10 protein-coding genes are annotated in these 11882 nt (G+C 48.6%); all 10 read right to left on the bottom strand.

What is annotated here, in order from left to right; translation table 11 throughout:
* Nucleotides 1–89: 89 nt before the first annotated feature.
* Nucleotides 90–701, bottom strand: a complete 612-nt coding sequence (locus ACN4EK_RS21275; protein ID WP_431660208.1) for a cytochrome c oxidase subunit 3 — start codon at nt 699–701, stop codon at nt 90–92.
* Between the two features lie 40 nt (nt 702–741).
* On the bottom strand, nt 742–2415 hold the full coding sequence (gene ctaD / locus ACN4EK_RS21270; RefSeq protein WP_431660207.1) for a cytochrome c oxidase subunit I: 1674 nt from the start codon (nt 2413–2415) through the stop codon (nt 742–744).
* A gap of 442 nt (nt 2416–2857) precedes the next feature.
* Nucleotides 2858–3766, bottom strand: coding sequence for a cytochrome c oxidase subunit II (locus ACN4EK_RS21265; protein ID WP_431660206.1), 909 nt, complete (start codon nt 3764–3766; stop codon nt 2858–2860).
* 40 nt (nt 3767–3806) lie between these two features.
* Nucleotides 3807–4409 (bottom strand): DUF2231 domain-containing protein, encoded by a 603-nt coding sequence (locus ACN4EK_RS21260; protein WP_431660205.1) that lies wholly within the window; start codon nt 4407–4409, stop codon nt 3807–3809.
* A complete protein-coding gene (locus tag ACN4EK_RS21255) occupies nt 4406–4906 on the bottom strand; it encodes a DUF2231 domain-containing protein (protein WP_431660204.1) in 501 nt (166 codons plus the stop codon). Before ACN4EK_RS21255 ends, ACN4EK_RS21260 begins: the two co-directional genes overlap by 4 nt.
* Before the next feature lie 254 nt (nt 4907–5160).
* The gene (locus tag ACN4EK_RS21250) at nt 5161–5592 is read right to left on the bottom strand and encodes a hypothetical protein (protein WP_431660203.1); all 432 of its coding nucleotides are present in this window, start codon (nt 5590–5592) and stop codon (nt 5161–5163) included.
* Nucleotides 5593–5747: 155 nt separating this feature from the next.
* Nucleotides 5748–6128, bottom strand: coding sequence for a response regulator (locus ACN4EK_RS21245; RefSeq protein WP_431660202.1), 381 nt, complete (start codon nt 6126–6128; stop codon nt 5748–5750).
* A 72-nt stretch (nt 6129–6200) separates the two neighbouring features.
* Nucleotides 6201–8933 carry an ATP-binding response regulator gene (locus tag ACN4EK_RS21240; RefSeq protein WP_431660201.1) on the bottom strand — a complete coding sequence of 911 codons (2733 nt, stop codon included), beginning with the start codon at nt 8931–8933 and terminating at the stop codon, nt 6201–6203.
* A gap of 109 nt (nt 8934–9042) precedes the next feature.
* The gene (locus tag ACN4EK_RS21235) at nt 9043–10791 is read right to left on the bottom strand and encodes an ATP-binding protein (RefSeq protein WP_431660200.1); all 1749 of its coding nucleotides are present in this window, start codon (nt 10789–10791) and stop codon (nt 9043–9045) included.
* A gap of 319 nt (nt 10792–11110) precedes the next feature.
* Nucleotides 11111–11882: tRNA preQ1(34) S-adenosylmethionine ribosyltransferase-isomerase QueA (gene queA, locus ACN4EK_RS21230; RefSeq protein WP_431660199.1), on the bottom strand; the 772-nt coding region annotated here is incomplete at its 5' end.

Here is an 11882-nt window from a genome sequence, read left to right as displayed (position 1 = left end):
TCGCGAGGGAATGGGGGAGATAGGGAGATGAGGGAGTTGGGGAGGATGGGGGAGATAGGCTATTTGTCCGCTCAGGCAATTCGATCGAATTACTGCCAGAGGTAGATCAGGCAGAACAGAATGATCCAGATGACATCGACGAAGTGCCAGAATAGGGACACTTCCGTTACTCCCACATGTCCGGTGTCGTAGTTGCCAGGGGTAAAGGAACGAGCCAGCATCAAGAATTGCAGCAAAATTCCGGTGAGAACGTGTAGCCCATGAAATCCAGTCAGCAGATAGAATGTGCCACCAAATACGCCATCGGTAAAGCCAAAGGGTAAGCTACTCCACTCGATCGCTTGCCCGACCAGGAAGTAAGCACCCATTGCCGAAGTCAGAAACCAGAACACCCGGAATAAGGTGAGCTTATGACGTTTGAGGGCTTCTTCCGCGAAGTAAATCACCAGGCTACTGGACACCAGGACGATCGTATTAATGGCGGGGCTAAACACCTCTAACCGCTCCATCCCCGGCGGAGACCAATCGGGTGTGGTGGTTTTGAGGGCAATGTAACCGGCAAAGAAGCTGAAGAAAATCATGCTCTCGGAGAGCAGGAAGACGATGAAGCCAAATAGGCTGGTGCCCTGGACATCGTGGGTATGGGCAGCCGTAGCGTGAGCCTGTTGCTCGATCGGTTCGGAGGTGAGGGAACTGTCCATAGGTGGGAAGGTAAGGGAGGTGAGGGAGATGGGGAGTGGTTTATGGACTGTCGCTAGAAGGAGATCCGGCGATCAGGGGTTCGGATTTGCCGTAGCCGTAGGGATCTGAGACAACGACGGGAGGCTGTTCAAAGTTCTCGACGGGGGGTGGGGAGGAGACAAGCCATTCCAGCCCGATCGCCCGCCAGGGATTGGCGGGAGCTGGTTCGCCTTGCACCCAGGAGCCGACGATATTCAAAATAAATGGCAGGGTAGACATGCCGAGGAGAAAAGCTCCCAAACTGGACAGCACGTTCCAGAAGGCGTATTCGGGATCGTAGGAGGAAATTCGGCGCACCATGCCTTGCAATCCGGCGGGGTGCATGGGCAGGAAGGTGAGATTATTGCCGAGAAACGCCAGCCAGAAATGCAGTTTGCCTAAGCCTTCGTAATACATCCGTCCGGTCATTTTGGGGAACCAGAAGTAGATGGCAGCAAACATGCCCATGGTGATTGTGCTGTTGACTACATAGTGGAAGTGACCAACGACAAAATAGGTGTTGTTGACGTGAATATCGATCGGCACAGAAGCCAGCATGATGCCGGTAATTCCGGCGAACAAAAACATCACCATGCCGCCCAAGGCAAATAGCATCGGTGTATCCAGCCGCAATTTGCCCCGCCAGATGGTCGCTGTCCAGGCAAAAATCTTAATGCCTGTAGGTACGGCGACACACATGGTAGACAGCATAAATACCAGACGCATCCAGCCGGGAGTGCCACTGGTGTACATGTGGTGAACCCAAACCAGAATACTGACTCCGGCGATCACCATTGAGGAAACCGCCACGACTTTGTAGCCAAATAAGGGCTTGCGGGAGAACGCTGGAAAGATTTCGGAAAACACACCGAAGATCGGCAGCACCATCACATACACCGCCGGATGGGAGTAGAACCAGAAGAAGTGCTGGAACAGAATCGGGTTGCCGCCTTTATCGGGATTGAAGAAGGCAGTACCAACGGTCAAATCAAATAACAACATCACCGCTCCCGCCGTTAAAGCAGGCAGAGCCGTTAGTTGGATCAACTGGGCACTCAACACCGTCCAGACAAAGATGGGCATCCGAAAGAAGGTCATGCCCGGTGCCCGCATTTTGACGATCGTGGCAACAAAATTCACTGCCCCCATGATCGAGGAAATCCCGGAAATAGCTACCGCCAGAATCCATACGGCCTGACCGTTAATTAACCGCCCCGAAGGATTTTGAATACTCACCGGGGGATAGACCCACCACCCGGATTGGGCAGTACCGTCCGGCAAGAAGAAGGTCGCCATCAGCAAAATGCCGAAAATGGGGACTAGCCAGAACGCCACGGCATTTAAGCGGGGAAACGCCATATCCTGCGCCCCGATCATCAACGGCACGAGATAATTGGACAGCCCGACCAGGGACGGAAAGATCCACAAAAAGATCATGATCGTCCCATGCATGGTGAACATGCTGTTATATAGAGTGCGATCGAGGAAGTCGGCCTCTGGGGTGATCAGTTCGGCGCGAATCACCATTGAGAATACGCCACCGATCAGAAAGAAAATAAAAGATGTGACCAGATATTGAATCCCGATCACTTTATGGTCGGTACTAAAGCTAAAGTAGTGTCGCCAATTATGGGGAGGCTCGGATTCAGATGGGTCTCCCAGGACATCCATGCGATCGATCGGAACGTTAGTCATTAATCACCTATCTCTAAAGCTGGAATGATTAACTTGAAGGAAGTGGTTTAAAGGTTCTATGGTTTGTTGCCAACGATGGAAGATTTGCCTAAATCCCCCTTGGAAATCTACGTGTATACAAGTTTGAGTAGTCATCCTTGCCAACTGTTGCGCCTCCTAAATCCCCCTTTCTACGATGCCGCAGACTATATTCTGAGGACTTTGAACGGTTGAACGGTTGTTTCCCCCTAGATTTGGGCTACGGTGTACACATAAGTCGAGTCTGACTTCGTTGACATCTTTTGAGCCCCCTAAATCCCCCAATACTGGGGGACTTTGAATGGTATGTGCTACGCACACGCTCTGCGAACGACTCCCCCAGTATTGGGGGTCGGGGGGCGGTTCGTTAGCGCTTTAGCTAGATTTGATCACTTGTGTGTACACCGTAACCCAAATTTGGGGGCTATCCGGCTTGGCTGGGTTGATTGACTAAAGGAGGTTTAGCAGGTTTTACCGTTGCCCAACCTGTTTTAAACCCTGGTTGCTGAATTTGTTGGGTATATTCCGCGTAAGCCGGATTCTTGGCTGGCGTGGCTGGGTATGAGGCGGTTTGCGTCAGCCATTGTTGATAAGCTTGGGGCGACTCGACCACTACCTCCGTTTGCATCGTGGCAAAGTAGGTGCCGCTAAATTGGGAATCACTCAGGCGATATTTGCCTTCTCTAACCGGAGTGAATTCAAACTCGATCGTCCGTTTAGGAATAATGTCTTGCTTGAGGCGAAAGGCGGGGACGAAAAAGCCATGAATCACATCCTCCGTCTGCATGGCTAACCGGATGCGATGGTTCACAGGCAAATGCAACTCTGTACTCGTGACATTCTGGTCGGGATAGCGGAACGACCATGCCCACTGTTTGGCATGAACTTCGATCGCTTCCACGGGTTCACTCGTAGCATCGGCGGCATAGGCAGACTCCATCCCTGGCATGTGTAAATGCACCACTTCCATCGGCCCCCGAATCGCCATCTGCTCATAGGTTTGATAGCTATAGCCAGCAATTAGAAACACTAATAAAATCGGGATTGCCGTCCAAATTACTTCTAACGTGACATTGCCTTCGATCGCCGGCCCATCACTCAGGTCATAGCGGGGAGCGCGGTGGAAGACCAGGGAGTAGGCGATAAATCCCGTCACTCCTAAAAAGATGAACGTCCCTAACGCCACTAAAAAACTAAATAAATCATCAATCAATTTGGCTTCGGTTGCCGCTTGCGGAGGGAGCCAACCATAGGCTTGCTGTCCCATCCACCAACTGGCTGCCGCGATCGCGAGTGTAAATAACAGCAGTTGCACAATCGTGATCAGTTTCATTCAAACCTCCGAACCATTGCCGTTAGAACGAATCAGGACATTATTTCAGGAGTAAATTGGGATCTTCGCCCAGATGTAATAGACCACTCGCTGTGTTGTGAACCCCAAAGTCGGCAATCAGATGGGCACCGAGCGTTCCCTGCACAAACATGATTAAGAGAATCACCAATCCGGCGAGCAAATAGCTCCATTGCACTTGCCGCGCCATTTCCTTCCGCCAGAGAAAGCGCTGATAACCGCGCCAGACGGTCATGCCGACGATCAGGATTAAGAGGAACACACCACCCAAACCATGCCACAGCATCGTTTCCATCGCCCCTAATCCCCAGGAACTTTTTAGATCGACGGCGGGGGCAGCGAGCATGATTTCGTAAAACCCTGCCGCAACGGTGAAAAACGTGACGATCGCAGAGGCTAGAACGTTGTACCAACCGACATCAAAAAAATTAGAACGAACGGCGGTCAGTGACAAAAACTTCAGGATGGACTTTTCTAAGGGAAATAGGGCTCCGGCAATGTCAAAGGCAATGCCAATAATAAATAGACCAAGCGTGAGATGGACCAAGTTGGGATGAATCGGCATGACGTAGGGTAAGCCATTCGCTCCTAGCCCACTTAATTGTTGAATTAACTCCTCGTTCATCGCAGCGCTCCCTGTTTCACCGCTTCCACGATCGGCAGTGTGTGTAGCCCATAAATCCAGACCAACTCATCTCCCAGGTAAGTCTGCACACAGACGAGTAACGCTAGAACGGCGCTGGCTCCGAGATAAGGAATGGGCACCGTTTGCGGGTCGCGCGATCGCAAGACGAAGCGCCAAGCCGTAAAGGCTGATAGAATTCCAGCGAGTGCCCAGCCGATCAAGGTATGCAAATTCAGGGTAGATTGCACCGCTTGATAGGGTTCTGCCAGCCCAGCCTCTATTTGACCAAAAATGACCGCGATAAAAATGGATAGGGTGGAGAAAAACAGATTCCACCAACTGACTTCATAAAACCGGGAGTTTTTGGTGAAGTAGCCGATCAGATCGCAAACGAAGGCAAATAAGACCATCGCGATCACAAAGTGAACGACGATCGGATGAATCGTATCGGGGTACGGTAAATTGTGATCGTTTAATGGCGGTAAATAGTTCAGCATCAGTATTTCCCTGAGTCACGGGTGATCGACCGTTTGCTACGGGGTAGATTCCAAATCGGAACCAGTTGCTATGCAGTGTCGCATACTCTTTAGGAATCGGATAGTCGCAAGCGATGCAGTAACCCCCGAACAGAGGAAAATATTACTAGGAATATGCCATAAAAAACGATCGTCCAACTACATGGTTAGACGATCGGGATTCACTCTGAAGCTAGGGAGTTGATAGGGGATTAAGTTAAACGGGCTAAAGCAGCTTACTTTTGAGCCTGACCTTTCTGGCTCGATCGTTGCATCACATCATCACTAACATCGCCCGTTTCAGTGGGAGCATGAGTGACATCCTTTGCCATATCTCGATAATCATCGGGGTTGCCAGTCGAATCAGCCACGGCTTTCGCTGATTCCTGATGGGACTGTTCAAACTGAGGGTTGCCCATACTGGTTGCGGCTGATGCACTGCTTTTTGCCCCCTGACTCATCTGTTGAGCGGCAGCATAATCAGCATCTAAATCAACTCGGGGGGACTCGGCTTCACCTTCAGCTACAGCCTCTTGAATTTGTTCAGCATCATAACTTTGGGCTGTGATATCTGCCTCAGGAAGATTTTGTTCACCTTCTGAGATCACTTTAGAGCCTGCTTGTTCAGACTCTTGATTAGGATCCTGCTTTTTCGCCCCTTCAGCCATAATAAAGACTCCTGTTAACCATTTGTGTATATGGCTACAGTATCAAGTTGATCTGGGTTGCATGAGACTCTTAAGACAGATTCTGCACGTCTGCCTCTAGGAGTAATCTCTCCTGAAAAACTGTTAAAACCTGAATGTTGCTAGCTACTAGAAATTTATTCAATCCCTAAAATTTGCATTGATTTTTCTAATACTACTTTTGGTCGAAAGGGCTTAGTCATATAGAGATCGGCTCCCACATCACTACCCTTCTGGCGATCGTCCTCCTGTCCCTTAGCGGTCAACATAATTACATAAACCCCCTGTAATTCAGGATCACCTTTGACGGCTTTGCAGACTTCTAAACCATTCAGCTTGGGCATCATTACATCTAAGAACACCAGTTCTGGTCTTTCGGTTCTAATCAGTTTGAGGGCTTCTTCACCATTTTTGGCGGTTAGTAACTCGACTCCAGCATCCTCTAGCGTTTCCAGAGCTTGTTCCATCAGAATCAAAATATTGGGTTCGTCGTCTACAATCAGAATTTTTGGGCTCATAAGCGAATATTGCTAAAGTGCTGACAATATTTATGGCGAGGCATGGAACTATTTGGCGATCGGTTTAGCGGGTTACAAACCAGGGCGATCGTGATCCGCGAGAAAAATAAAGAAGAGATTTTCTAAACCTTTTTCAAAGCGTAGCGTCCGGATCAGGTTATGTTGTTGCGAAAACACTGAATCAACAATAATCATATCGGGCTTGGTGGATAGAGCCTTTTCGATACATTCCTGACTATCTGAAGCTTCTACTACATTGAAGCCCTGGGATTGTAATACCTCAGAAATGATGCGTAGGGTAGAGACATTTTTATCTACCACTAACACTTTTTTGCTGGATGTCCCCTGAGACAAAAGTGAACCAATATCTTGCATTAATTCCTCACGATTAATTGGTTTCGTCAGATAGCGATCGATACCGACTCGATAGCCCTGACTTTTATCTTCAATAATCGATAGCACGATAATGGGAATATCAGTTGTTTGAGGATTATTTTTCAGTACAGCCGCCACATCAAATCCATTAATTTGGGGCATCATCACATCCAAAAGAATTAAATCAGGCTTGACAATTTTGACCTGAGCCAGGGCATCCATACCATCGATCGCTTCATGCACCTCATACCCTGCCGCTTCTAATTCCTGGCGTAACAACTCCCGAATATGATGATCATCATCAACCACTAGGATCGTTTTAGTTTGCGAAATTGCATCGGGGGTTGTGGTAACGACATGGGCTTTCAATTGCTTGACTAAAGCATCCATGTTGGATCTCAGTTCTGGATCGAATGATGTGTAAATCGGTAGCGTAAAACAGAAGCGACTACCTTGACCTGGCTCACTTTCTACCCAAATGCTGCCGCCATGATGTTCAATAATTTGCTTACAGATTGGTAGACCTAACCCTGTCCCTTTTGGTTTATCGGTTAACGTATCTCCCACTTGTTTAAACTTATCAAATACCTTGGGTTGATCTTGAGGATGAATCCCCACTCCGGTATCCACGACTTGAATTAATAAGTGATCCCGTTGCCGACTGACTTCACAGGTAATGGAACCTGTATCGGTAAATTTGATTGCATTTGAGATCAGATTAATCATGACTTGGATTAACCGATCGCGATCGCCAAATATTTCCGGTAAATCCGGTGTGATTCTGGTTTGTAATAGCAGTCCTTTACTCTCAACTAAGGCTGAAGTCGCCGCAATTGCCCGTTCAAAGATGGCTGTTATCACCAACGGTTGCATGTGCCATTCCACCTTGCCCGCTTCCATCTTGGCAACATCCAGCACGTCGTTAATCAAGGACGTTAACCGTTCAGCTTCGGAGACGATAATGCTGATGTTTTTTTCGATTTGATTCAGATTTCGTTGGGTTTTACGATCGTCAGTCGGAATCACTGGAGCGATCGTTTCCAGCTTTTCCTGAATAATTGCGGCAAAGCCTAATACGGAAGTCAACGGGGTGCGTAATTCATGGGACACCGTAGAAATGAACTCCGTTTTCATTTGGTCAATCTCTTTCTCTGCCGTCACATCCCGAATTAAAGTGACTGATCCGAGCCACTCCGCAGGCTGTGAGGAATTAGCCTCTCGCATAATGTTGGTGGTAACGGCTTGTCCCACTCGTTGGTTTGCCAGGGCAACTTCCGCCGTAAAAACGTCTCTTGATTGAGAGGTGACCTGTTCAACTAAGGCAGTAATGGCGGCGGGAAACAGCGTCCGGCAGGGATGCCCCACTAGATCTGTGTTGTGGAGTCCAAACATGTTGACCAGGGCAGGATTAAAGCGAGCAATTTGCCCCAGTGGATCGGTCACCAGTAACCCATCTGCCAAATTATCAATCACCACTGTCAGGTAGGTGGCGGCTCGGGCGGCGGCGATCGCATCCACCTGGCTTTGTTCCTCGGCGCGTTGACGGCGGCTATCAACGCGTTCTAAGGCTCTGGCATTCATCCAGATCAACGCCACAAACACAATGATGCTGAAGATTGCAGACAGGGATAGCCCCACCTCACTGTTATAAAGTTTGGCGCGATAGCCTGCTAAGATTAGCCCACTCAGAATCGGGGGAATACCGACCACGGCTAGCAATAGTCGCCGTGCCATGATGCCACCCGCGTGCTCGCTGGTAATGACGGCCATTAAGCCGCGCTGGGGATGCAGGAAAATTATGCCGATGCCGAGGATGATGAAGGTTGTAGCAGTATGAACTGCCATTTTGGTGTAGGAACCAAAACCATAGAATTCCTGAATGTTATAGAGGTAGCCGAGCAAGCCCAGGAAGGCAATCAGAAAGGTGATAAAGCTCAATAGCTGGACAAGAGCATAGAACGGGCGCGATCGTGTCAGTAGTAACAGTGCGATCCCGATTAAGAGGAAATTAAACGCGGTATTGGCAGCCATCCGTCCCGGCGCAAACGTTCCTACGGCATCTGCTGATTCTGAAAAGATTAGTTGATCAATGCCTAAATTAATGCCGAAGTTGTATTGAATCAGGGTTAACAGCCCGATCGCTAGTACCAATCCCGCACAAATCCGGGCAATGCGGGTGCTAGAGAGTTGGGAATGCTGTAACTGCCAAAGTGAGCAGCCTGCCAGCATAAACGCGATCGCTGTGTTTGCCTTCATTGTCACCCAAATCGGCAACACACTTTTGAGCGCCGGGAGATCGAACAGCCAACCCACTAAGACAATGCCACCAATTGCAATGACGAGCAGGCTGGCAATTCGAGAGGACGATCGCAGGGCGGTGAGCCATTGGGCATGGTGGCGCGATCGCAGATCTGGGTTGGGGCTATTCACTGATTTCTCCGTTGGTTAGACTACCGCAGCTCGAACTTTCTCACAGCATTCACGCACCCAATGGTTAGGTTGTCTGCATCGTTAGGTATTTGACCCACCAGGCGAAGACTTAAACCGCAATGGTGGGAGCAGGAGGCGATGGGGTGATCGCCCGTACTGGCAGGACAATGACAAATTCTGTACCTTCACCCGATCGAGAGCAGCAGTGCAATGAACCACCATGTTTATCCACAATGATCTGATGACTAATCGAAAGTCCTAACCCTGTGCCTTTGCCGATTGGTTTGGTAGTGAAAAAGGCATCAAATAGTTTTTCTTGTACCTCAGAGGGGATGCCAATACCGTTGTCTCGAATCCGAATCACAATCTGATCTGGGTGTTGCCACTCTGTCCGCAGCCAAATGGTAGGTAGGGGGCAACTTGCCATTGCACTTGGTAATCGCTGGGTATCAGAAAATTGCTGGGTTGATTCTTCTAACGCGTCGATCGCATTACTGATCAGATTCATAAATACCTGATTCAGTTGTCCGGCATAGCATTCGACGGGCGGAAGTTCGCCATACTCTTTAATAATCTGAATTCCCACCTGGCGACCGTTGGCTTTTAAGCGATGTTGCAGAATTAGTAAGGTACTATCCAACCCTTCATGGAGGTTGACTTGACTCAGTTCGGTTTGATCAAGTCGCGAGAAATTCTTCAGACTCAGGACAATCTTTTGGATGCGATCGACCCCTAACCGCATTGAGGACAATAGCTTGGGTAAATCAGCTGTGAGGAAATCGAGATCAATCTCCGCAATTTTCTCCTGAATTACCGCCAATGGTTGGGGATAGCACTGTTGATAAAGTGCCAGTAAGTTCAATAAATCCAGGGCATATTCACAGGCAGGCGACAGATTGCCACCAATAAAATTGATCGGATTATTAATCTCGTGGGCAACCCCTGCGACTAATTGCCCCAAACTCGACATTTTTTCAGTTTGAATCAGTTGCGCCTGGGTCTGCTTTAACTCTTGCAAGGTCTGCTGAAGTTGTTGCGCCTGAATTTGTGCCGATAACGCTGCCATACAACTTTGTTCATACAGCAGGGCTTTTTCGATCGCGATCGCCGCCTGGGACGCAAAAATAGTCAGCAGCTTTAAATCATGGGTGGTGTAGGGAATTGCGGGATCATGACTGAGGACGATCGCACCAATCACCTGGTCTTTGACGCGCATGGGTACGGCAATTAGAGCGCTGACCCCAGCATCTGAAATCACCTCGTTGACAATTTCGCCCTGTCCGGAGGCGACAATCTGCCCCAAGATCCCCTCTCCTAACTGGGGTGGAGTGGCTTCATACCAGGGCTGACCAAAGGCCGCCAGTACCCGTAACGGTTCGGTAGCGGCATCTACCAGCAACACAGCCCCTCTTGTCGAAGCGATCACTTTGCGGGTTTCTTCAATCACCAGTTGCGTCAGTTCTTGCAGATCTAAACTGGTGGTAATTTGGGTGGAAACGTCTTGAAAGAGATCAATTTCCTCATACTTTTCTAATAATTCATGGGCTAAAGATTTCTTTTCGATTTCTTGATTTATCAGGTGCGATAAAAGCGTAGCGATCGCTACATTTTGTGATTTTGTAATCGAACGATCGCTCTGAGAACGACAACTCACCCAACCGACGATCGCGCCACTGCCATAAATCGGATCTGACTCAACTACGTCTAGAGAACTGCTCTGATCACTACCAATCTGGAGGCAAGGATTTCCGGTAGCATCTTGCACAGAAAGTTCAATTTCAAAGGCATTGACCAGATCATGTAGAACATTTAGAACCTCTCGTTTCGTGAGAATTCTCTTGAAGTTAATCGCAGTCATTGACGTTATCTGCCCTATCGAGTGCATTCGGAAAATGAGGATCAAGTAACTTGCTTTAATCCTCTATTTTTTACCCCTGAAGTACCGTCGAAACTTTTTAAATACTTACTTCATCAGAGAATACCCAATTAAAACGAGTGATTAACCACTGATTTGAGATTATTTTTGATCTGAATTGAGTAGCCAATTTATAGTTCTTAAAAGAAAAATATTGCGACTGAGAAGCTGATCATACTTTCTACTACCACTCTCTAACCGGCTGTTTTTCTAATCACACTCTGAGCTTAAGAATTTCTATTATTTAAATGGATAAAATAGTTTACGCCTCACGGTTAATTCTGGCGGCTGGTAGGATCAACATTGCGTCCCCGAAAGAATAAAATCGATATTGTTCAGCGATCGCGATCCGATACAGATCCAATAGTCTCTGCCGACTAATCAGGGCACTGACTAACATCATCAGACTTGATTTCGGCAAATGAAAATTGGTAATCATGCCATCAATCACTTGCCACTGATAACCGGGATAAATAAATAAATTTGTTCTGCCACAAAACGCCTGCAACGTTCCCAATTGGTTGGTAACCCCCTCCAGCGATCGCACCACCGTAGTCCCAACGGCAATTACGCGTCCGCCCTCGGCTTTGGTACGTTGAATTTGCTCAACCGTATCCGCTGGGACTTCGACCCACTCGGAATGCATTTGGTGGCTCGTAATGTCCTCCACTTCTACCGGACGAAACGTGCCCACCCCCACATGCAGGGTGACAAATGCCTGCCGAATTCCCGATTCCTCTAAGCGCTGCAATAGTTCTGGAGTAAAATGCAACCCGGCTGTAGGTGCTGCCACGGCTCCAGGGCTTGCCGCATAGACGGTCTGATATTGTTCTGGCTCGCTCTCCGTCTGGGTGATATAAGGCGGGAGTGGTAACTGTCCCATTTGATAGATCCATTCTCGTAACGAGAACTCTGGAGGGACTTCAAATTGAATAATTCGCCCACTGGTGGCTGGATCGGTTGCCAGGATGTTTGCCCAAATGCCCTCGGGGGAAGATGGGGGAGTGGGGAGTGGCTGTCTCTTATACACATCT

The sequence above is a fragment of the Pantanalinema rosaneae CENA516 genome (genome assembly GCF_050753385.1).
GTDB classification, from domain to species: Bacteria; Cyanobacteriota; Cyanobacteriia; order Leptolyngbyales; family Leptolyngbyaceae; genus Pantanalinema; species Pantanalinema rosaneae.
Note: the sequence above shows the minus strand (reverse complement) of the source record. Positions and strands in the feature narration are given on the sequence as shown.